Source organism: Bosea sp. 124 (genome assembly GCF_003046175.1).
Classification (GTDB): domain Bacteria; phylum Pseudomonadota; class Alphaproteobacteria; order Rhizobiales; family Beijerinckiaceae; genus Allobosea.
On the sequence record NZ_PZZM01000001.1, the window covers coordinates 4421662 to 4443449 of the forward strand.

At 66.1% G+C, this 21788-nt stretch carries 20 protein-coding genes; 12 read left to right on the forward strand and 8 right to left on the reverse strand.

Features of this window, described 5'->3' with window-relative positions; all coding sequences use genetic code 11:
• Positions 1-13 precede the first annotated feature (13 nt).
• The 4 genes from surE to C8D03_RS21045 all read left to right on the forward strand — a co-directional run bounded on the left by surE (position 14) and on the right by C8D03_RS21045 (position 4122).
• Positions 14-775: a 5'/3'-nucleotidase SurE gene (gene surE, locus C8D03_RS21030; protein WP_108049377.1), complete on the forward strand. Its 762-nt coding sequence runs from the start codon at positions 14-16 to the stop codon at positions 773-775.
• A gap of 155 nt (positions 776-930) precedes the next feature.
• Complete coding sequence (locus C8D03_RS21035; RefSeq protein ID WP_248308557.1) at positions 931-1617, forward strand: protein-L-isoaspartate O-methyltransferase family protein; 687 nt, start codon at positions 931-933, stop codon at positions 1615-1617.
• Between the two features lie 136 nt (positions 1618-1753).
• Positions 1754-3187, forward strand: a complete 1434-nt coding sequence (locus C8D03_RS21040) for a LysM peptidoglycan-binding domain-containing M23 family metallopeptidase (RefSeq protein WP_248308558.1) — start codon at positions 1754-1756, stop codon at positions 3185-3187.
• A gap of 176 nt (positions 3188-3363) precedes the next feature.
• Complete coding sequence (locus tag C8D03_RS21045) at positions 3364-4122, forward strand: hypothetical protein (RefSeq protein ID WP_146170247.1); 759 nt, start codon at positions 3364-3366, stop codon at positions 4120-4122.
• A 105-nt stretch (positions 4123-4227) separates the two neighbouring features.
• Here C8D03_RS21045 and C8D03_RS21050 read toward each other — a convergent pair whose 3' ends face one another.
• Positions 4228-5115, reverse strand: a complete 888-nt coding sequence (locus C8D03_RS21050) for an ATP-binding protein (RefSeq protein WP_108049383.1) — start codon at positions 5113-5115, stop codon at positions 4228-4230.
• 445 nt (positions 5116-5560) lie between these two features.
• Between C8D03_RS21050 and yajC the strand changes: the two genes are divergently transcribed.
• From yajC to C8D03_RS21075, 5 genes are all read left to right on the forward strand, one after another.
• Positions 5561-5836 carry a preprotein translocase subunit YajC gene (yajC, locus tag C8D03_RS21055; RefSeq protein WP_108051865.1) on the forward strand — a complete coding sequence of 92 codons (276 nt, stop codon included), beginning with the start codon at positions 5561-5563 and terminating at the stop codon, positions 5834-5836.
• Between the two features lie 55 nt (positions 5837-5891).
• Complete coding sequence (secD, locus tag C8D03_RS21060; RefSeq protein WP_108049385.1) at positions 5892-7502, forward strand: protein translocase subunit SecD; 1611 nt, start codon at positions 5892-5894, stop codon at positions 7500-7502.
• A gap of 30 nt (positions 7503-7532) precedes the next feature.
• Positions 7533-8477, forward strand: coding sequence for a protein translocase subunit SecF (gene secF, locus C8D03_RS21065; protein WP_108049387.1), 945 nt, complete (start codon positions 7533-7535; stop codon positions 8475-8477).
• Between the two features lie 22 nt (positions 8478-8499).
• The gene (locus C8D03_RS21070) at positions 8500-8877 is read left to right on the forward strand and encodes an Mth938-like domain-containing protein (RefSeq protein ID WP_108049389.1); all 378 of its coding nucleotides are present in this window, start codon (positions 8500-8502) and stop codon (positions 8875-8877) included.
• 159 nt (positions 8878-9036) lie between these two features.
• Positions 9037-9930: a phytoene/squalene synthase family protein gene (locus C8D03_RS21075; protein ID WP_108049390.1), complete on the forward strand. Its 894-nt coding sequence runs from the start codon at positions 9037-9039 to the stop codon at positions 9928-9930.
• A gap of 95 nt (positions 9931-10025) precedes the next feature.
• On the opposite strand, the gene trmFO is transcribed toward C8D03_RS21075, so the two are convergent.
• Positions 10026-11432, reverse strand: a complete 1407-nt coding sequence (gene trmFO, locus C8D03_RS21080) for a methylenetetrahydrofolate--tRNA-(uracil(54)-C(5))-methyltransferase (FADH(2)-oxidizing) TrmFO (protein WP_108049392.1) — start codon at positions 11430-11432, stop codon at positions 10026-10028.
• Between the two features lie 170 nt (positions 11433-11602).
• Positions 11603-11758, reverse strand: coding sequence for a DUF1127 domain-containing protein (locus C8D03_RS21085; RefSeq protein WP_082358930.1), 156 nt, complete (start codon positions 11756-11758; stop codon positions 11603-11605).
• 448 nt (positions 11759-12206) lie between these two features.
• On the opposite strand from C8D03_RS21085, the gene C8D03_RS21090 reads away from it, so the two are divergent.
• Positions 12207-12461, forward strand: coding sequence for a GCG_CRPN prefix-to-repeats domain-containing protein (locus C8D03_RS21090; protein WP_465246478.1), 255 nt, complete (start codon positions 12207-12209; stop codon positions 12459-12461).
• Positions 12462-12480: 19 nt separating this feature from the next.
• Here the strand turns inward: C8D03_RS21090 and C8D03_RS21095 are convergent, their stop codons facing one another.
• The 5 genes from C8D03_RS21095 to uvrA form a co-directional block, all read right to left on the reverse strand.
• Positions 12481-12984, reverse strand: a complete 504-nt coding sequence (locus C8D03_RS21095) for an invasion associated locus B family protein (protein ID WP_108049396.1) — start codon at positions 12982-12984, stop codon at positions 12481-12483.
• Between the two features lie 132 nt (positions 12985-13116).
• Positions 13117-13443, reverse strand: coding sequence for a hypothetical protein (locus C8D03_RS21100; RefSeq protein WP_108049398.1), 327 nt, complete (start codon positions 13441-13443; stop codon positions 13117-13119).
• 1014 nt (positions 13444-14457) lie between these two features.
• Positions 14458-15270, reverse strand: coding sequence for a hypothetical protein (locus C8D03_RS21110; RefSeq protein WP_146170248.1), 813 nt, complete (start codon positions 15268-15270; stop codon positions 14458-14460).
• A gap of 521 nt (positions 15271-15791) precedes the next feature.
• Positions 15792-16406: a hypothetical protein gene (locus C8D03_RS26250; protein ID WP_146170249.1), complete on the reverse strand. Its 615-nt coding sequence runs from the start codon at positions 16404-16406 to the stop codon at positions 15792-15794.
• A 226-nt stretch (positions 16407-16632) separates the two neighbouring features.
• Complete coding sequence (gene uvrA / locus C8D03_RS21115; RefSeq protein ID WP_248308719.1) at positions 16633-19545, reverse strand: excinuclease ABC subunit UvrA; 2913 nt, start codon at positions 19543-19545, stop codon at positions 16633-16635.
• A gap of 397 nt (positions 19546-19942) precedes the next feature.
• Here uvrA and C8D03_RS21120 point away from each other — a divergent pair, with 397 nt between their 5' ends.
• Both C8D03_RS21120 and C8D03_RS21125 read left to right on the forward strand, forming a co-directional pair.
• On the forward strand, positions 19943-20941 hold the full coding sequence (locus C8D03_RS21120; protein WP_108049404.1) for an ABC transporter substrate-binding protein: 999 nt from the start codon (positions 19943-19945) through the stop codon (positions 20939-20941).
• Positions 20938-21783 carry an ABC transporter permease gene (locus C8D03_RS21125; RefSeq protein WP_210203949.1) on the forward strand — a complete coding sequence of 282 codons (846 nt, stop codon included), beginning with the start codon at positions 20938-20940 and terminating at the stop codon, positions 21781-21783. The genes C8D03_RS21120 and C8D03_RS21125 overlap by 4 nt, the downstream gene beginning before the upstream one ends.
• Positions 21784-21788 lie beyond the last annotated feature (5 nt).

Sequence of the window (21788 nt, forward strand, 5' to 3'; positions counted from 1 at the left end):
GAAGGCCTGACCCATGCGCATTCTCGTCACCAATGATGACGGCATCCATGCCGAGGGGCTGGCCGTGCTGGAACGCATCGCCGCGCAGCTTTCCGACGATGTCTGGGTCGTCGCGCCGGAGACCGACCAGTCCGGCGTCGCGCATTCGCTGTCGCTGTCCAATCCGCTGCGGCTGCGCCAGATCGCCGAGAAGCGCTTCGCCGTCACGGGCACACCGACCGACTGCGTCATCATGGCGGCACGCTCGATCATGATCGAGAACCGGCCCGATCTCGTGCTGTCGGGCGTCAATCGCGGCCAGAACGTTGCCGAGGACGTGACCTATTCGGGCACCATCGCAGCCGCCATGGAGGGCACGCTGCTCGGCATTCCCTCGATCGCGGTCAGCCAGGCCTATGGGCCGGGCGGGCGCGAGAACATCCACTGGGATTGTGCCGAGCACCATGCGCCCGGAATCATCCGCCGGCTGCTGGCTGAGGGCATCCCGAAGGACGTGCTGTTCAACCTGAACTTCCCCAATGTCTCGCCGGGCGAGGTCGAGGGCATCGCCGTGACGGTGCAGGGCCGGCGCGACCAGGAACTGCTGCAGTTGCAGCCGCGCCAGGATGGGCGCGGCAACCCGTATTTCTGGATCGCCTTCTCCCGCGGCCGCAGCGAGCCGGCCAACGGCACCGACCTGCGCGCGCTGGCGGAGAAGAATATCTCGGTGACGCCGCTCGAACTCGACCTGACGCATGAGCCGACGCTGACCCGCTTCGCGCGTGTGTTCGCTTGAGCGTAACAGCGCTACCAACCGCGTCATCCTGGGCAGCCGGAGGTTGTCCCGGGATCCATCGCAGAGCGCTGCGCCCTCCGGTGGATTCCTGCGCTCCGCTGCGCTTCGGCCAGGATGACGGCGCGGTTGTGACGTCCGCCAGCCCGCTCTGAACCATGACCGAAGGCGAGGGCGGCAGGATGGGCGAGGAGGTGCCGGCCAGCGAGGGCGAGCGGACTGTCGCCTTTCTCCTGTCGCTGCGGGCTCAGGGCGTGCGCGATCTCGCCGTGCTGCGCGCCATGGAAAAGGTCGCGCGCGAGCGATTCGCGCCGGCGCGCTTCGCCGATCTCGCCCGGCAGGATGTCTCGGTGCCGCTGCCCTGCGGCCAGACCATGACCGCGCCGCACACCGTCGCCGCCCTGCTGGGCGCGCTCGACATGCAGCCCTCGGCCCGCGTGCTCGAGGTCGGTACCGGCTCGGGTTATGTCGCGGCGCTGCTTGCGGCGATGGGCGGGGAGGTGGTCTCGCTCGAGCGCTACCGCACCTTGGCGCTGGCGGCGCATGAACGGGTCGCGGGCCATGGCTATGCGGCTTGCGTCGAACTGCGCCATGCCGACGGCTTCGTGCCGGACCGGACGCTGGGGCGCTTCGACCGCATCCTCGTCAACGGCGTGACCCACGCCATTCCCGAAGCGCTGCTGATGCGGCTGTCGCCGGGCGGGCGCCTGGTCGGGGCGCTGCGTGTCGATGGCGCGGCGCGGCGCGTGGTGGTGACGCGATTGGCAGATGGCGGCTTCGACCATGCGCCTGGTCCCGCCGTCCGCCTGCCGCCGCTGGTGCCCGGCCTGGCGCGGGCGCTCTAGGCGCGGCCGGCGACGTCTCGCGAAAAAGCAAAAGCACGAAAAAGCAAACGCGAGCGCGCGGCGCGAAACGCTTTCGTAACCTGAACGCGGCTTTAATGCTGGCTATCGAGTTGCGTTGTTCGCGAGTGCCAGTTCCATGCGTAGCCAAGCCGGATCGGTCAAGTTCAGCCTCGTTCTCCGCGCGTCGACGGCGTGTCTGCTCGCCTTTGGCGCCAGCGCCTGCTCGTCAGAGGCGATGCGGTTCACCGACACCCCCTTCGCCAGCCCGTTCAAGACGGGTCAGGCTCAGGCTCCGGCCCCGGCACGCGATCCGGCGACCACCGGGTCGATCGGCCGTGTCGCCAGCACGCCGGTCTACTCGACTCCCGCGCCAGCCATGGCCGCGGTGCGCTCCCAGCCTCTGCCACCGCCGCAATCGGCCGTCGCGCTTCGCAGCGCCGCGCCGCAGCCGGTGGCTGGCAATGCGTCGGGCTGGAGCGCCCAGGGCGGCACGCCGATCGTCGTCGCCCAGGGCGAAACGCTCGACATGATCTCCTCCCGCTACGGCGTGCCGCGCGCGGCTCTGATTTCGGCGAACGGCCTCTCCGGCCCGACGATTGCGCCGGGCTCGCGCCTGACGATTCCGGTCTATAACGCCGCCTCCGCAGGTGCCGCGCCGGCGCCGCGCCAGCAGGTCGCCCAGGCTCAAAGCGAGACGCGCTCGGATGCGTCGCGCTTCGTCACCGGGCCGGCGCCTGCCGCCTCGCTCGCGCCAGTTCGTCCGGCTGCGCCGGTGCAGGATGCGCGGGCGAAGGCCCAGCACGATGCACGAGCTGCCGCCGATGCGAAGGCCGCTGCCGCACAGTCGAAGGCGGCCGCCGCCGCCGAAGCCAAGGCCAAGGCAGACGCCGATGCTCTGGCGATGCGCGAATCGCGGGCCCGCTTCGCGGCCGAGGCCAAGGCGAAAGCTGCCGCCAGGGCGTCCACACCTGTCGCCGCCGCTCCGGCGCCGGTCGCCAAGGTGGTCGTCGCGGCAAAGCCGGTCGTGGAGAAGCCCGTCGTCGCCGAGGCGAAGCCGGTCCGCGCTCCCGCGCCCGAGAAGGCCAGGCCTGTTGTCGTCGCCAGCGCGCCCGCGACCGAGCCGAAGGTCACCGCCATTCCGAAGGCCGATCCGGAGCCGGCCACGACGGCCAGCCTGCCGAAGGTCGAGGAGGCCGGGGACAAGGCCGATTTCCGCTGGCCGGCCCGTGGCCGCGTCATCGCCGGCTTCAGCGGCCGGGGCGGCAACGAGGGCATCAACATCGCCGTGCCGGAGGGTACCCCGATCAAGGCGGCCGAAGGCGGCACGGTTGCCTATGCCGGCAACGAGCTGAAAGGCTATGGCAACCTCGTGCTGATCCGCCATCCCAACGGCTATGTCTCGGCCTACGCCCATAATGGCGAGCTGAGCGTCAAGCGCGGCGAGACGGTGAAGCGCGGCCAGGTCGTCGCCAAATCGGGCCAGAGCGGCAACGTCTCCTCGCCGCAGCTCCATTTCGAACTGCGCAAGGGCTCGTCCCCGGTCGATCCGACGCCCTATCTGAACAACTGAGTTCGCGGTTTTCCCTTCGACCGGTCTCCGCGAGACCCCGCCGGTCGGAACAAGGCGGGGCGGCCCCAGGACAGGCCGCCCCGCCATTTCCTTGCCTGAGCGCACCGTTTTCTCCCTATGCTTGTCACGCGCAATTTATGCATGCATAAGTTGTAGATCGGTTTGGGGAGCGAGGCATGAGAGCAATTGTCGGTCTGATGCTGGCGGCGCTGTGCGCGGGCTGTCAGCAGAGCGATCTCGGGGCGGATCTGAGCTTCTCGCGCAGCGCCGGGCTCGGCTACCGGAATGCCGGCCTGTTCAACCCCGGCACGCTCTACCTCTTCGACCAGTCCACGGCGACGCTGACGCGCCTTTCGGATGACATCCCCTTGCAGAGGCGGCCGAACGATGCGGCGCCGACGACGCTGACCTCGACGCGGATCGACGGCATCGCGCTGACCGGGACCTTTCCGTCCCAGGCGGTGAAGACGGAGATCGCGGCAGCGGTCGGCACCAAGGTCAGCTTCGTCGCGGAGAACGCCGTCCGTGACGACTACCAGTCGGTGCACACGGGTCTCGCCCAGGCCTATCGCAGCGGCCTGGACGCGGGCGAGGACATGAAGGGCCGCTGGTATGTCGACGAGGTCGTGTCCCAGCGGGGCAAGTATTATCTCGTCGTCAGCGGCATCGTCCGAGCCGACAAGGCGTCGCTGTCCGTCGGCGGTATGAAGGACGACAATATCGTCGATGTTTCGGTGTCGGTGCCCGGGCTGGCGACCCCGGTCAAGGTGGCCGTTACGCATGGCCGCTCGGTCAACTGTTCCGGGAAGTCGGCGCCCTGCTTCTTCAGCGTCTCGGTGATCAAGCCCTATCTCGGGCCTGAGAAGCGGCTGGCGTTCCGCGAGGGCAGGGGCGTCGATCTCGACCGGCTGTCGGAAGCATTGCGCCGGCTTTGAGGTCACGGCCGGCTTCGGCCGCTGATGTCTTGTGACGGATTGGCTCCGTCACAAGACTCGTCAGGCGAAGCGCCGCATCGATGGCGCGTTTCGCGGGCGCTGCGTTCAGTCGCTCAGCCTTGTGCCAAGCCGGCCGGCGAGGTCCTGGATGTATTGCCAGGCGGTTCGGCCGGAGCGTGAGCCGCGCGTCGTCGCCCATTCCAGTGCCTCGTGGCGGAGCGTTTCGGGGGCGATCTCGAGCCCGAAATGCGCGACATAGCCGTCGATCATCGCCAGATACTCGTCCTGGCTGCATTTGTGGAAGCCGAGCCAGAGGCCGAATCGGTCCGACAGCGAGACCTTCTCCTCGATCGCCTCGCCAGGATTGATCGCGGTCGAGCGCTCATTGTCCATCATGTCGCGCGGCATCAGATGGCGTCGGTTGGAGGTGGCGTAGAATACGACATTGCCGGGCCGGCCCTCGACGCCGCCGTCGAGCGCTGCCTTCAGCGATTTGTAGGAGGTGTCGTCACCGTCGAAGGAGAGGTCGTCGCAGAAGACGATGGCGCGATGCGCGTCGGGGCGCAGCAGCGCCATCAGCACGGGCAGGCTCTCGATATCCTCGCGGTGGATCTCGATCAGCTTCAGAGGCAGGGTCTCGTCCTTCAGCCGCTGGTTGGTATCGGCATGGACCGACTTGACCAACGAGGACTTGCCCATGCCGCGGGCGCCCCAGAGCAGGACGTTGTTGGCCGGCAAGCCGCGCGCGAAACGCTCGGTGTTCTCCGCCAGTGTGTCGCGGACGCGATCGACGCCGCGCAGCAGCGAGAGCGCCACGCGATTGACGCGTGCGACCGGGGCAAGCTCCGAGCCGGCCGGATGCCAGACGAAGGCGTCGGCGAGCGTCAGGTCGGCCGGTTTCCGCGCGGGCGGGGCGATCCGCTCCAGCGCGTCGGCGATGCGCAGCAGGGTAGCGAGCGTCTGGTCCGTGTCGGTCTTGATAGGGGAGGTCATGCTGGGGGAGGTCATGGCAAGCCTTCGAACGGGTGATCCACAACAACCGTAACGGGCGGTACGGCAGATAGAACCTAAACTGCGTGCCGCAGCAAAGCGCAAGGCCATTGCGCGAACAGCCCCAAGCCCATAGGTGAGGGGCACGCCCGCGCAATCGGGCGCATCCGATTGATTTACCGGCGTCGCTGGCTATAGTCCGCGCGCTTTTTGAGCCTGGAGAACGCGCCGATCAGACTGCGAGGCAGTCCGACCGGATCACGCGGTCTCCATCGATATGTGAGAGATGGGTTCACCGGACAGATCGCTTCACCCTGTTCGGATCCAGCTCTAGACGAAGTTTGCCGCGCCCCGCGGCCGGCGGCGCGTTGCGTCGCCGCGATGAAGGAGCCCTTCCGTGATCACCCCCGCTTTCGCCCAAACCGCTGGCGCCGGCGGCTCCACCGACATGCTGATGTCGCTGGTGCCGTTCGTGCTGATCTTCGTGATCATGTGGTTCCTCATCATTCGCCCGCAGCAGAAGCGCGTGAAGACGCATCAGGAGATGATCAAGAACGTGCGGCGCGGCGACACTGTGATCACGGCCGGCGGTATCGTCGCCAAGGTCTCCAAGGTGATCGACGACGCCGAGGTCGAGGCGGAGATCGCCGACGGCGTTCGCGTCCGCCTGGTCAAGGGCATGATCACCGACGTCCGCGCCAAGGGCGAGCCGGTCAAGGGCTGAATGACGCCTCGGCCCCGCAAGGGGCCGGCGCGCGACAACAAGGCTGTTCACGCAGATGCTCCGCTTCCAGACCCGCAAGGTCATCGTCGTCCTGCTCGTGCTGCTCTTCGGCTGTGGCTTCGCGCTGCCGAACCTGTTCTCGCCCGAGACGCGCAAGGCGATCGAGGCGGGCGCTCCGTCCTGGATTCCCCGCATCCTGCTGCCGATCCATGCGGTCGTGCTCGGGCTCGACCTGCAGGGCGGCTCGCATGTGCTGCTCGAGATCGATCGAGCCGATCTGGTGCGCGGCCAGGTGACGCAACTCCGCGACGACGTCCGCCGTATCCTGCGCGAGGAGCGTATCGGCTTCCAGGGCGGCATCGGCATGACGGCGCGCGGCGTCAGCGTGCGCGTGCCGGAGGCCGCCGACCGCGCGAAGCTCCTGCCGAAGCTGCGCGAGCTGAGCCAGCCGGTCGGTACGCTCGGTGCCTTCGGGCCCTCGGGCAACAACACGATCGACATCGCCGAGCAGCCTGACGGGCTGATCCAGCTCTCGGTGACGGAAGCCGGCGCCAATGAGCGCGTGCGCCGCGCTGTCGAGCAGGCCATGGAGGTGCTCCGCCGCCGCGTCGACGCGCTCGGCACCACCGAGCCCAACATCCAGCGCCAGGGCCTCGACCGAATCCTGGTCCAGGTGCCGGGCCTGCAGGACCCGCAGCGGCTGAAGGACATCCTCGGCCAGACCGCCAAGCTGCAGTTCCGCATGGTCGCGGACAGTCAGGGCGGCGATGTCGACATGCTGCCTTCGCAGGATGCCGGCGGCTCGCTGGTGCCGGTCGAGCGCCGCGTCATCGTCGAGGGCGAGGATCTGGTCGACGCGCAGCCCGCCTTCGATTCGCGGACCTCGCAGCCGATCGTCAATTTCCGCTTCAACATCCGCGGCGCGCAGCGCTTCGGCCAGGCGACGACCGAGAATCTCGGCCGTCCGCTCGCCATCGTGCTCGACAACAAGGTGATCTCGTCGCCGGTCATCCAGTCGCCGATCACCGGCGGCTCCGGCCAGATCTCCGGCAATTTCACCGTCGAATCGGTCAACAACCTCGCGATCCTGCTGCGTGCCGGCGCGCTGCCGGCCAAAATGACGATCGTAGAGGAGCGTACCGTCGGCCCCGGCCTCGGTGCCGATTCGATCCAGGCCGGCAAGATGGCGACCCTGATCGCGACCGTTCTGGTGATCATCTACATGATCGGCACCTATGGCGTGTTCGGCTTCATCGCCTCGATCGCGCTGCTGGTGCATGTCTGCCTGATCTTCGGGCTGATGTCGGTGCTGGGCGCGACGATGACGCTGCCGGGCATCGCCGGCATCGTGCTGACGATTGGTACGGCGGTCGATTCGAACGTGCTGATCTACGAACGCATGCGCGAGGAATCCCATCAGGGCCGCTCGCTCATCTCGGCGCTGGAGGCGGGCTTCCAGCGCGCCTTCGCCACGATCATCGATTCCAACGTCACCATGCTGATCGCGGCGCTGGCGCTGTTTGCACTGGGTTCCGGCCCGGTGCGCGGCTTCGCCGTCGTCTTCATCCTCGGCATCCTGACCACCGTCATCACGGCGGTCACGCTGACCCGGATGCTGATCGCGCTGTGGTATCGCTGGGCTCGTCCCAAGGCCCTTCCGTTCTGACGCAAGCCAACTGCTCAAGGAGATCAGCGCATGCGTCTGCTTCGCATCGTTCCCGATGATACCCGCTTCAAGATCGTTCGTTTCCGGCGGTTCAGCTATCCGTTCTCGGCGGCGTATTCGCTGCTGGTGATTTTCCTGTTCGTGACGGTTGGGCTGAACTTCGGCATCGACTTCCGCGGCGGCACGCTGATCGAGATGCAGGCGAAGTCCGGCAAGCCGGAGATCGCCTCGGTGCGCCAGGCCGCCAACGGGCTCGGTTTCGGCGAGGCCGAGGTCCAGGAGTTCGGCCAGGGCGGCGAGATTTCGATGCGCTTCGCGCTCCAGCCGGGCGGCGAGGCTGCCCAGCAGCAGGTCGTCGTCAAGGCGCGCGAGGCGTTCTCGCCGAATTTCGATTTCCGTCGCGTCGAGACCGTCGGCCCGCGCGTGTCGGGCGAACTGGTCCAGGCTGGCACGCTCGGCGTCGTGCTCGCGATCGTCGGCGTGCTGATCTATCTCTGGTTCCGCTTCGAGATGCAGCTCGCCATCGGCGCGATCCTCGGGACGCTGCACGACATCGTGCTGACGATGGGCTTCTTCCTGATCACGCAGCTCGAATTCAACCTGACCTCGATTGCAGCGATCCTGACCATCGTCGGCTATTCGCTGAACGAGACGGTGGTGGTGTTCGACCGCACGCGCGAATTGTTGCGGCGCTACAAGACCATGCCGATTGCCGACCTGCTCGACCTTTCGGTCAACTCGACCCTGTCGCGCACCGCGATCACCTCGACCACGACCGTGCTGGCGCTGATCGCGCTCGTGCTGTTCGGCGGCACGGCGATCGAGGGCTTCGCGCTCGTCATGCTGTTCGGCGTCGTGGTCTGCACCTATTCGGCGATGTTCATCTCGACGCCGGTGCTGCTCTATCTCGACGTTCGCGCCGGACGGGGCGATGTCGAGGAAAAGCTCCCGGCCGGCGCCAAGGCCAAGGCCTGAGCCGCGACGCGCGGGTGGCGGCATGACCCGCTTCGACGGTTTCGTTCCCGGGCGACATCAGCTCGACGCCTTCGGTGCGGGCGGCTTCCGCTTCGCCGGCATGAGCCATCGTGGCTCGGTGCTGGCGACGCCGGCCGGCATCCGGATCTGGCCGGTGGCGCGCTTTTCCGAGATCACGGCGGAGATGCTGCAGCCGGTGCTGGACGAAGCCGGGGCGATCGATTTCCTGCTGATCGGCACGGGCGCCGACATCGCCTTCATCCCGCATGGCTGGCGCGACCTGCTGCGCGAGCATGGCATCACGGTCGAGGGCATGGCGACGGGGGCGGCAGCCCGGACCTATAATGTGCTGGTGGCCGAGGACCGGCGTGTTGCGGCGGCGCTGATCGCGGTCGATTAGGATTGGGTTCGGCCCGCTCGCATGGCCCGTGTCGTCCCGCCGCAGCCACATCTGCCAAATCGCGCCTGCCATGTCCGAGAGGCGTAGCCATCCGCAGCCGGCTCGGCCTACACTGGCCTGATCGCAGCCAGGATGCAGGCTCCGGATCGAGGCAGGACGATGCCGCAGGCAACCGAGACCGACCGCCGCAGCGAGACGACACCCTCCGCCTTGCCGCAGGCCTATGCGCATTGCGCGGCGCTGGTGCGGGAACAGGACCATGACCGCTACATCGCCTGCCTCTATGCCCCCGAATCGCAGCGTCCGTCGCTGTTTGCGCTCTATGCCTTCAGCCATGAGATCGCCCGGGTGCGGGCGCTGGTCAGCGAGCCGCTGCCCGGCGAGGTCCGGCTGCAATGGTGGCGGGATCTGCTCGAGGGGCAGGGCGCCGGCGAGGCCCAGGCCCATCCGGTCGCATCTGCGCTGCTCGACACGATCGCGCGCTACCGCCTGCCGATCGCGCCGCTGACCGGGCTGATCGAGGCGCGGATCTTCGACCTCTATGACGATCCGATGCCGTCGCTGCGCGATCTGGAGGGTTACGCGGGCGAGACGTCGAGCGCGCTGATCCGGCTGGCCTCGATCATCCTCGCCAATGGCCGCGATCCGGGGGGGGCGGCGGCTGCGGGCTATGCCGGCGTCGCCTATGCGCTGGCCGGGCTGATGCGCGCCTTTCCGTGGCATGCGGCCGAGGGCCAAGTCTATCTGCCGGCCGATATCCTCGGGCGCAACGGCGTCACCCGCGACGACATCGTGCGCGGGCGCGGCGGGCCGGGTGTCCTGTATTCGCTGAAGGAACTGCGCGAGATCGCGCGCGGGCATCTGCAGAAGCTGCGCGACCTGCGCGGGACGATCCCGACGGCCGTCATGCCGGCTTTTCTGCCCGTAGCACTGGTCGAGCCCTATCTCAAGCGGATGGAGCGAAGCGGCTACGATCCCTACCGCACGATCATCACGCTGCCGGCCTGGCAGCGGCAATGGCTGATCTGGTGGGCGGCCAAGGCGGCGGGCTGAGGCCATCCGTCATTCTCGGGCGAAGCGCAGCGCAGCGCAGACCCAAGAATCTTTTGCGGGAGATGCTCGGGTCAAGCCCGAGCATGACAGGCGTCTCACTCAGCCGCCTGAACCGCAACCCCGCCAGCCCAGGCTTCCATCTCCGCTTTGGCCCGCGCGGTCAGCGCGTGCTTGCGGGCGACGCTCTTTGCCGGACCTTTCAGCTTCTTGCCGTCGGGCCCATGCGTCGCCTGGCCCTCGATATGCGGGAACAGGCCGAAATTGATGTTCATCGGCTGGAAGGAGCGCGGCCCCTCGTCGATGGTGACGATGTGGCCGCCGGTGATGTGGTTGACCAGCGCACCCAGTGCCGTCGTCGCCGGCGGCAGCTCGAGGTCGCGGCCGAATCGTTCGGCGGCGGCCATGCGACCCGCCAGCAAACCGATCGCGGCACTCTCGACATAGCCCTCGCAGCCGGTGATCTGGCCAGCGAAGCGCAGGCGAGGATCGGCCTTGAGCCGCAGGCGCGGGTCGAGCAGCTTCGGCGAGTTGAGATAGGTGTTGCGGTGGATGCCGCCGAGCCTTGCGAACTCGGCGTTCTGGAGGCCGGGAATCATCCGGAAGATCGCGGCCTGCTCGCCATATTTCAGCTTGGTCTGGAAGCCGGTCATGTTGAACAGGGTGCCGAGCGCATTGTCCTGCCGGAGCTGCACGATCGCATAGGCCTTGACCGTCGGGTTATGCTTGTTGGTCAGCCCGACCGGCTTCATCGGGCCCCAGCGCAGCGTCTCGCGGCCGCGCTCGGCCATGACCTCGATCGGCAGGCAGCCGTCGAAATAGGGCGTGCCCTCCCACTCCTTGAACTCGGTCTTGTCGGCGGCGAGCAGTGCGTCGATGAAAGCCTCGTACTGGTCGCGGTCGAGCGGGCAGTTGATGTAGTCGGCGCCGGTGCCCCCGGGCCCGACCTTGTCGTAGCGCGACTGGAACCAGGCCTGGTCCATGTCGACCGAATCGAAATGCACGATCGGGGCGATGGCATCGAAGAAGGCGAGTGAGTCCTCGCCGGTCAGCGACTGGATGCCCTGTGCCAGTGCGGCGGAGGTCAGCGGGCCGGTCGCGATGATGATATTGTCCCAGGAGGCCGGCGGCAGGCCGGCGATCTCGGCGCGGTCGATGGTCACCAGCGGATGCGCCTCGAGCGCGGCGGTGACGCCTTGCGAGAAGCCGTCGCGGTCGACGGCGAGTGCGCCACCGGCCGGAACCTGATGCGCGTCGCCCTTTCCCATGATCAGCGAGCCGAGCCGGCGCATCTCCCAATGAAGCTGACCGACGGCGTTGCTGAGCGAATCGTCCGAGCGGAAGGAGTTCGAGCAGACGAGTTCGGCGAGCCCTTCGGTCTTGTGGGCGTCTGTGCCGCGCACGGGGCGCATCTCGTGCAGGACGACGGGGACGCCGGCCTGGGCGATCTGCCAGGCGGCTTCGGAGCCGGCGAGCCCGCCGCCGATGATGTGAATGGGTTCCATGCCCGGGATGTGTCCGCAGCAGCCGGGAAGGTCAAGGGACACGGGGCCTGCGAAACGCAAAATGCCCGCTTGGCAGCGGGCATTCGCTCTTCAACCGGTCTTCGCGGGGGAGGGCCGCGAGTCCAGGAGATACGACGTGTGGCCGGCTCCGCTTGCGGAGCGCGACGCCTTCAGACGGCGGCGTGGGTGCGCGCGACGAAGGCGATCTCCGAGCGCGACAGGCCGAGATCATCGAGCTCGCGGTCGGTCAGGCGGGACAGCTCGCGAACGGTCTCGCGATAACGCAGATAGGAACGGATCTTGGCGGCGATCATGGTGACGAACATGGTGGTAGTCCTGTTTGAGTTCCGGAGCGGGGCGGTGCCCACAGCGATGAATTCGTTGTGCACTGCATATAAGTGAGCCAGTGCGCCCCAAACAGAGGCATGATGTCAGCTCCGTTATGCAATTGGCGCATGAACCATTCTTGAATCCTTCATTTTCGCCGGATCGCACGCGCTGAGCGGTTAACGGCTCGGTAAGATTCGTCTGAATCCTGCCTCGCGATTGGGCAAATCATCTCGCAGATGCGAGAACGGGAGAGGCGATGCTCTTCGCTTGGGCGTTTCGAGGCTTTTCGGAGCTCGAACGGCGCCCCTTCCGACCGTATCGCGCCGATTCGGCCTGTAGCCGCCATGGCGCGGGACTTCGCCATGCGGTTAACGTAGGGTTATTCGCGCCAGCCGCTGGCGCGCGGCGCCGGGATCGTCCCGCGCGGCGTCGAAGGGGGAGACCATCATGAAGACGTTTCTTGCCGCAGCCCTGATGCTCGCCGGCGCCGCCTTTGCCGCGCCGGCCTCGGCCCTGCCGCTCGTCCCGCCCGGCGCGGTTCCGGACCTCGTCGTGGCGGTTGCCGGCGGCTGCGGGCAAGGCTTCCATCGCGGGCCCAATGGCGGCTGCCTGCGCAACTATGCCAATCCGGGCGCCCATCCCTGCCCGCGCGGCTATCATGTCGGCCCCGGCGGCCGCTGCCGCGGCAACGGCCGCTGAGGCCAGCCGAGGTCGCGGCTCAGTCGCAAGCGGCGAGCAGCCGCGAGGCCGCGGTGACGCCGGCAAGCGAGAAGGTGTAGCTCGTCTCGTTGCCACGGGCCGAGCGCGCCGCCAGCACCATCTCGCTGCCGGCGCGCATCGCGGCGAGCAGTTCCGGCTCGCGCTCGAGCCGGAGCAGCCAGGCATTGCTGCCCTGCGTCACCATACGGAAGCTCTCGTCGCCGATCGTCACGGTGATCTCCGAGCCGCGGGCGAAGTCGTAGCCGGCCTGCAGGCTCGATTCGGTGCCCTGCTGGCCGTCGCTGGTCTGCACAAAGAAATGCACGTCGCCATGGCGCAGCGTCGAGGGCTCGGCCGAGGCCGGGGTGGCGAGGATGTAGCAGCGGCGCGCCTCGCCGGCGCCATAGGCGGCGGCATTCCAGGTGCCGAAGCTGCCGAGCGGCGTCGCCGGGGCGGCGAGAGCGGGCGCGGCGGCCACAAGCGCGAGGAGGGCGCAGGCGGCGCGGGGCGTCAGATCGGTCATGTCGTCTCCTTTCGTCCGAAGCGGGCAGGGTGGAAAGAAGCGGTTAACGAGATGTAACCGGGACGCCGCCTGCGGCGGTGGGGCGCAGGTCGTGGCGGCAGCCGGGTGCGCGGGCGGCGCCCATCTCGGCGCTCATTCGCCGAAGCGGGCGATCTCGTCTTCGACGCGCGCCTGCGCCCGGGCGAAGGCTTCGCCGGGCTCGAGGCCGGCCTTGCGGTTTTCCAGCGCATAGCGGAACAGGCGGCGGTCCTCGTCCGGCAGCGCCTGCATGAAGGCGGTGAGGCAGGCCCCGTCGCTGCGCCGGCAGCTCCTTGCGCGGGTGCAGGCGCTGTTGTCGCAGCCGCGCCAGACCTCGAGGATATCTCCGACACGGTGCAGCAGCATCGGCCGCACCCTTTGGCAGCTCGCGAAATCGGTGATCGGCGGCAGGTCGGCGAAGCGGTTCCGGCGTTTCGGCATGGCGGGCTCCGATGGCTGAGGCGCCACCCGCCTGCACTCGGCGGGCGCGCCGAAGATCCGCCCGCGCGGGTGCGCGGCGGGTGCAAGGGCAGCAGGACGGGGCTGGCGGAGCGCCGCGAGGCGCGAAAGAAATCCGCATCCGTTGAGCCCGGACGCGGCGCGGCGGGATTGAGCCACCCGTCGCACGCCCCGTGGCGCTCCGCCTTCGGCGATTTTGGGCCTCGGGCCGCGCTTATCGGGTCGGTTGCCGACCGGCACCCTTGGGTCCATGTGACGCCAGTTCGGCTCATCGCCTCGTCGCGTCGAACCCGGCACCGGCGTTGTCGCCGCCGACCGTTCCAGCGAGCTCCTCGCACAGGGACCGTAGTGTCCCCAGGGCGGTGCCCCGAAGCCTCCCGGGACTGGCGTGTGAGACCAGCCGCAGGCGCCGACCCTTCACCCGACCAATGGCACACCTCCGGATGGCCGCCCCGTTTGGGTGATGGGCGAGGGGATTATGGGGGAGGTTTGGGCGGCGGGGATAAGTTCTCCACCTCCCGACGAGGCGCGGGCAACGCGGGGAACCCTCTCCTGTAAGGAGAGGGCAGGGAGAGGTGTCGGCCGTTCTCCGTTGAGGGCGCGGTGATGCCCACGGCTGCGGGCAGGTCACGGCCACGGTGTCCAGGGGCCGACACCTCACCCCTGCCCCTCTCCTTACAGGAGAGGGGTTCCCCGCGCTTTACCGGGGAGGGGAGGCATCACTCCCTGAAAGTAGTCGTCCCGGTCGGAGCCGTCGAAGCGGCCGCCCGGCATGCAGCACGTCTTGAAATCTGCGCCCGGAGCCGCAGACGCAGAGATCGCTGCGGCCGAGCTTTTCGTGCAGTTCGACATCGCCGTGGACGACGCGAACACCGCGCTTCACGCGCGTCTCGGACGGATAGGATTTGCGACGCTTGCTCGTGACCTCAAAAGGACGGCTGGTCGAAGACGTCGTGCGTGTTCCTGGTCATGGCACCCTCCATGGACGCTCCCCTCTTAGGCGGGTCCGTCCGCGCCAATAGAAACGTCATCAGAAATTACGCCGGCTTCGCGCAGTTTTCGAATGAGATCGTTGGGAAGCTGCATTTGTTGTTCGACCTCCCCAAATCTTTTGATCTCCAAGATGCCCCGGCTCACGCCATCCCACATGATCTCGCTCGGCTGCTTTGGCGCTATTGCTTTTATCATGTCTGACAGCGCTTCAATCCACTCTGATGGAGGCCGCCGCGGATCGATTACGGTAAGTAAACGCTTTAACACGGCGGCAACTTTATCGGCTTTGCCAGCGACCGCGAGGGTTACTAGCATTCCATCGTCTTCCCACGTGACAGGTACCGCAGCGCGCTGGGTTATTCCCGTCTCAATATCGGCAGACAAAGCGTCGGCTAAGGCGGTGACAAATCCGTCGAAGGTTGTCTTGAGGTCGCCATCCGGCACGAAGGCAATACGGGGAAGATTTAGTACCCCGTCCTGAAAGCCCGTCGTTGGTACGGTGCTCAAGTCAAACATTTCGCGAAGGCGTTGGGCCACTTGACCGACGCCTACTTCGAGGTAGTAAACTTGGTATCCGCCCATTTCAAAAAATGGACCCAAGAAAAATTGAATTGGCGGCCCGCTCAGTTCGCCTTCTGAAAGAGTGACGAGCGCTGCAATATCTGGAGAATCTGATTTGATTTCCTCTATGTCGTTTTGATCGGATTCTTGTTTTCTATAGCTATCTATTTCTGGCGAATCGCCAAAATACTCAGGAATAAGATTGTTGCCTCGGAAATAGGCTGTAAGAATCTCTTTCCAATCTTTGATGGGCAAAGCGTTATCCAAGCGGAAAAGTTTGGTGTACTCAGAACGCTTGCCCGCCCGATCGATAGAGGCATCTATTCGCTTTAAATAGTCGTCCGCAGGGTAGGCTCTAATGGCGCCATCGAAGTGCGTAATAGCGTCTTCTTCGGCGGAGAACTCCGCATGGGCATACCTGCAGCCAAATTGATCATCTTCTAAGCCTGCTGACGGGTTTTCTATCAGTTCTTCGATTTCGAAGGTCCTGAATTCAATACGGCGTTCTCCATCTCCATCTCGCGTCTCGGGCGATTTCCACCAAATATGGGTGCGATCAATGCCCTCAAACTTTCGAGTGCGCTCATCAGCCTTATGCTCGGCGACACCATTTTTGATATTGGCGATGTCGTCATCGTATAGAGGTCCACGCCAATATTCAAGCTCAACTATATTCTTGACGCTGTCAGGGTGCCCAATGATATCTGGATCAAGCCGTAATCTAATTCGAAGCCCAGGGTGAGCGGCGGCAATTTGCGCAAACGTCTGCAGAAAATCTACATTGAGCTTGTTGCGGTGCGATAGGCTTCGTCGAAAAAGCGATGGGCGAAAAGCAATAAGTCTCGATCTCGATCATGAAAAATGCCTGGTTGTATTTCTATCAGACGATCTATTAGGTCGCGGTAATCGGCAAGTCCGTCTTTGTCGACCTTATCTACCCCCGGAATAAACAGATCAGGATACAGCACGGCAGCGATGCCCTGCTTTTCTACTACTGCCGCCTCAAGCTGAAGCGACCGTGCTCCCGAAGATTCCGCGATCTCCGCTCGCTTCAGGATTTCCGCTTGTAAAGGGACAGAACCATGGTGAAACGCGGTCCAGTAAGACTCCGCTATGGTTCGGAGTTGCGCCTTCTCTGTCTCATTTTCTGGTTCCTCAATTTGTCCCAGGACACGCACCATCTCACTGTCGAGGTAGAGCCCCAACTCACAGCTCCAACCAATTAATCGATGCATATCGTGCTGTAGATGACAGGGTGTCCCGCTACGCACGCCTCTTGCTTGACACTCACGCCAATGATTTTGATGAGCCCGCATCAACTCAGAGGCAGGGAATCTCATTTTGCTACGATTGACCTGATCGGTATTGAATACACCGCGGCTGACGCGCATGGATTTATTACCTTCAAGAGGGTTATTCTGCGGATTTGATTGTGTATTCTGACACGCTTAAATCAACCCCGCTTCGCCATCTTGACGTATTCAGCGGCTCCTGCGCGCATTCAATTCGTATTTAGTAACAGGTATTTTGAAGATCAAAGACAGGCCATTTGCGACCTGGATGCCGGTCGATTGCGAACCTCGTCGTTTTGGGCGGGAGCTTGATGTCAACCCAGCTCTACTCCGCCGCCTCCCGCTGCACCTTCTCCTTCTTGATCGGCCGGCGCTCCAGCACCTCCTTCAAGAACCGCGCAGTGTGGCCTTTGCCGATGCGGACGATGTCTTCCGGCGTGCCTTGCGCCACGACCTCGCCGCCGCCGTCGCCGCCTTCGGGGCCCATGTCGATCACCCAGTCGGCGGTCTTCACCACTTCGAGGTTGTGCTCGATCACCACCACCGAATTGCCCTGGTCGACCAGCTCGTGCAGCACCTCCATCAGCTTGGCGACGTCGTGGAAATGCAGGCCGGTGGTCGGCTCGTCGAGGATGTAGAGGGTGCGGCCGGTGGCGCGCTTGGAGAGCTCCTTGGAGAGCTTGACGCGCTGGGCCTCGCCGCCTGACAGGGTCGTGGCCTGCTGGCCGACCTTGACGTAGTCGAGCCCGACGCGGTGCAGCGTCTCCATCTTGTCGCGGATCGAGGGCACCGCCTTGAACAGGTCCTTGGCCTCCTCGACCGACATGTCGAGCACGTCGGCGATGGAGTGGTCGCGGTATTTCACCTCCAGCGTTTCGCGGTCGTAGCGCTTGCCCTTGCAGACGTCGCAGGTGACGTAGACATCCGGCAGGAAGTGCATCTCGATCTTGAGCAGGCCGTCGCCCTGGCAGGCCTCGCAGCGGCCGCCCTTGACGTTGAAGGAGAACCGGCCGGGCTGATAGCCGCGCGCCTTGGCCTCGGGCAGGCCGGCGAACCATTCGCGGATCGGCGTGAAGGCGCCGGTATAGGTCGCGGGGTTGGAGCGCGGCGTGCGGCCGATCGGCGACTGGTCGATGTCGATAACCTTGTCGAGCAGCTCCATGCCCTCGATGCGCTCATGCGGGGCGGGGTGCTCGATCGAGCCGTTGAGCTTGCGCGCCACCGCCTTGTAGAGCGTGTCGATGACCAGCGTCGACTTGCCGCCGCCCGAGACGCCGGTGATGCAGGTGAACAGCCCCAGCGGAATATCGACCGTGACGTCCTTGAGGTTGTTGCCGCGCGCGCCGACGATTCTGAGGGCGCGGCCCTTCTGCGCCTTGCGGCGCTTGGCCGGCACCGAGACCGACATCTCGCCGGTGAGGTATTTGCCGGTGAGCGAATCCGGGTTGTCGAGGATCTGCTGCGGCGTGCCCTGGGCGACGATCTCGCCGCCATGGATGCCGGCGCCGGGGCCGACATCGACGACATAGTCGGCGGTCAGGATCGCGTCCTCGTCATGCTCAACGACGATGACGGTGTTGCCGAGGTCTCGTAGTCTCCGCAAGGTGCCGAGCAGGCGCTCATTGTCGCGCTGGTGCAGGCCGATCGAGGGCTCGTCCAGCACATAGAGCACGCCGGTGAGGCCGGAGCCGATCTGCGAGGCGAGGCGGATGCGCTGGCTCTCGCCGCCCGAGAGCGTGCCGGAGGCGCGGGCCAGCGTCAGGTATTCGAGGCCGACATCGAGCAGGAAGGTCAGCCGGTCGCGGATTTCCTTGAGGATGCGCGGGGCGATCTCGTTCTGCTTCTTCGACAGGCGGGCGGGCAGGGCGGAGACCCAGGCCAGCGCATCCTTGACCGAGAGCCGCGAAATCTCGCCGATATGGCGCATGTCGATCTTGACCGCCAGCGCCTCGGGCTTGAGGCGGTAGCCGTCGCAGGCCTTGCACGGCGTCTCGGACATGAAGCGGCCGATCTCCTCGCGGGCCCAGTCCGACTCCGTTTCCTTCCAGCGCCGCTCCATATTGGTGATGACGCCCTCGAAGGGCTTCCTCACCTCATAGGCGCGCAGGCCGTCATTATAGGCCATGCGGACGGGATCAGTGCCGGTGCCGAACAGGATCGCATCGCGCGCAGCTTGAGGCAGCTCGCTCCAGGGCTTCGTCATCGAGAAGCCGAAATGCTTCGCCAGCGATTCCAGCGTCTGGCCGTAATAGGGCGAGGTCGACTTGGCCCAGGGGGCGATGGCGCCCTTCTTCAGGGTGAGCGAACTATCCGGCACGATCATGTCCGGGTCAATGCGCATCTCGTGGCCGAGGCCGTCGCAGGCCGGGCAGGCGCCGAAGGGGTTGTTGAACGAAAAGAGTCTGGGCTCGATCTCGGGGATGGTGAAGCCGGAGACCGGACAGGCGAATTTCGAGGAGAAGGTAATGCGCCGGGCCTCGCCGTTCTCCTCCTTCTCGTCGGCATATTCGAAGACGGCGATGCCGTCGGTCAGTTCCAGCGCCTGCTCCAGCGAATCCGCCAGGCGGGCGCCCAAATCAGGCCGGATCACAATGCGATCGACGACGACGTCGATGTCGTGCTTGAACTTCTTGTCGAGGGCCGGCGCGTCGGGAATCTCGACGAATTCGCCATTGACCTTGACGCGCTGGAAGCCGCGCTTCAGCCAGTCCGCCATCTCCTTGCGGAATTCGCCCTTGCGGCCGCGCACCACGGGCGCGAGCAGGTAGCCGCGGGTCTTCTCCGGCAGTTCGACCAGCCGGTCGACCATCTGCTGGACGGTCTGGCTCTCGATCGGCAGGCCGGTGGCGGGCGAATAGGGGATGCCGGCGCGGGCCCAGAGCAGGCGCATATAGTCGTGGATCTCGGTGACGGTGCCGACCGTCGAGCGCGGGTTCTTGGACGTGGTCTTCTGCTCGATCGAGATCGCCGGCGAGAGCCCGTCGATCTGGTCGACATCGGGCTTCTGCATCATCTCGAGGAACTGGCGGGCATAGGCCGAGAGGCTCTCGACATAGCGGCGCTGGCCCTCGGCATAGATCGTGTCGAAAGCGAGCGACGACTTGCCCGAGCCCGACAGCCCGGTGAAGACCACGAGCTTGTCGCGCGGAATCGCGAGGTCGACATTCTTGAGATTGTGCTCGCGGGCGCCGCGCACCGAGATGACGCGCGAATCCGTCTTGCGCGCCTCGTCGAACATCGCCTCCAGCGAGGCGGCCTGGTCGGCGAGCGAGGTCTTGTTGCCAACAGGGGTTTTGCCACTGGCGGAGGTTTTGCGAGCCATGGGGGCGTCCGGTGAGGATGAAGCGTAGAGATAGGGCAAAAGCCGCGCCATGCCAGCCCGGCCGGCGGGCGGCAGCGATGTCTATCACGCAAGAGGCACGCCGGGCGGCCCGGTGCAGGGTGTTGCTGACAGGGGATGGCAGGAGCGGCAATGGCGCCGGGCGGGCGATGGTGCGAGCTTGCCGAGGGGACACACGCCCCTGGAATGGACAGGCATCGCCACAGATCCGGATCGTCATGGATCAAGCGTCGCCGATCGGCGTTCATGCGGCAGGCTGCTGCGCGCCGCGATATCAACCCAACGGGAGAGAGCCATGATCGTCAAAGCCGTGATGCGGGCCGGCGCGCTCGCGCTCTGTCTCGGTTTCGCCGGGCCGGCGCTGGCATGCGAACTGCCGCGTCCGCTCAAGATGGCGGGGTTGGACTATGATTCCGCTGCCTTCCATACCGCGGTCGCCAGCGCGATCGCCGAGCGCGGCTTCGGCTGCAAGGTCGAGCGTGTGCCCGGCGCCATTGCGCCGCTGGTGAACGGACTGGCCCGTGGCGACGTCGATATCGTCATGGAAATCTGGATGGCCAATCCCGTCGAGGCCTGGGTCAAGGCCGAGGCGGCCGGCCGCGTGATGCCGCTCGGCACGACCTTCCCCGATGCCAGCGAAGGCTGGTTCGTGCCGCGCTATCTCGTCTCGGGGGCCGATGCCAAGGCGCCTGAGCTGAAATCGGTCGAGGATCTCAAGCGCTACAAGGCGCTGTTCGCCGATCCCGAGGAGCCCGGCAAGGGGCGCTTCTACAATTGCGTGGCCGGCTGGGTCTGCGAGGGCATCAACACCAAGAAGCTTGCCGTCTATGGGCTGGCGGCGGATTTCACCAATATACGCGGCGGGTCGGGCGAGGCGCTGGTGGCCGCGATCGAGACGGCGCTCAAGCGAAAGCGGCCGGTGCTGTTCTATTACTGGGGGCCGAGCTGGCTGCTCGGCGCCTATGATCTCGTGAAGCTCGAGGAGCCCGCCTTCGATGCCGCGATCTGGACCGAGCTCAAGGCGAGCGATGTGCCGGGACGCGCGACGGCCTATCCGAGCAGCCGCGTCGTGATCGGTGCCCATGCCGATTTCGAGAAGCAGGCACCGCAGCTCGCGGCCTTCTTCCGGCGCTATGGCACCACCAGCGAGGTGACCTCGCAGATGCTGGCGCAGGCCCGCGAGAAGGGCGTCACGCCCGAGCAGCAGGCGCTGGTCTTCCTGAAGACGCAGCCGGAGGCCTGGCGCGGCTGGGTGCCGGCCGGGATCGCCGCCAAGGTTGCGGCGGGCTTGTGAGCGAAAGCGGGCTGCCCGATTTCGGCAAGGTGCTGCAGGGCGCCGTCAACCGCGCGGTCGATGCGCTCGTCACGGGCTATGGCGAGCAACTCGACGGGCTCGGCGGCCTGCTGACCGGGCCGGTGCGGCTGGTCGAGGCCGGGCTGCTGCAGCTCCCGGTCTGGCTTGGCGTCGTGCTGGTCGCCGTCGCGGCCTGGCTGGGGCGGCGCGAGGTCCTGTTTGCGGCGGCGATGGCGGCGCTGCCGCTGGCGCTGGCGCTGCTCGGCGTCTGGCTCGAAGCGATGCAGTCGCTGGCGCTGATCGTCGTCGCCGTTTCGATGGTCGTGCTGCTGGGGCTGCCGCTCGGCATCGCCGCGGCGCGGCTGCCGCGGGTCTCCCGGGTGCTCGCGCCGGTCTATGATCTGATGCAGACGATCCCGAGCTTCGTCTATCTGATCCCGGTCGCGATGGTGCTGGGTCTCGGCCGGGCGCCGGCGCTGGTCGCGACCCTGATCTATGCGTTGCCGCCCTTCGCGCGGTTGAGCGAACTCGGCCTGCGCGCGGTCGATGGCGGGCTGGTGCAGGCGTCGCGCGCGCTCGGGTTGGGCCGCTGGCAGACGCTGTGGCTGGTCGAATTGCCGCTGGCCAGGGCCGCGATCCTGCAAGGGCTGAATCAGGCGATCATGATGGCGCTTGCCATGGTCGTGGTCGCTTCGATGATCGGCGCCAAGGGGCTGGGCGAGATCGTACTGCTGGGGTTGCAGCGGGCCGATCCCGGCCTCGGCTTCGTCGGCGGGATGGCGATCGTGCTGCTCGCCATCCTGCTCGACAGGATGGCGCAGACGATGCTGACGCGGCGCTGAGCGCC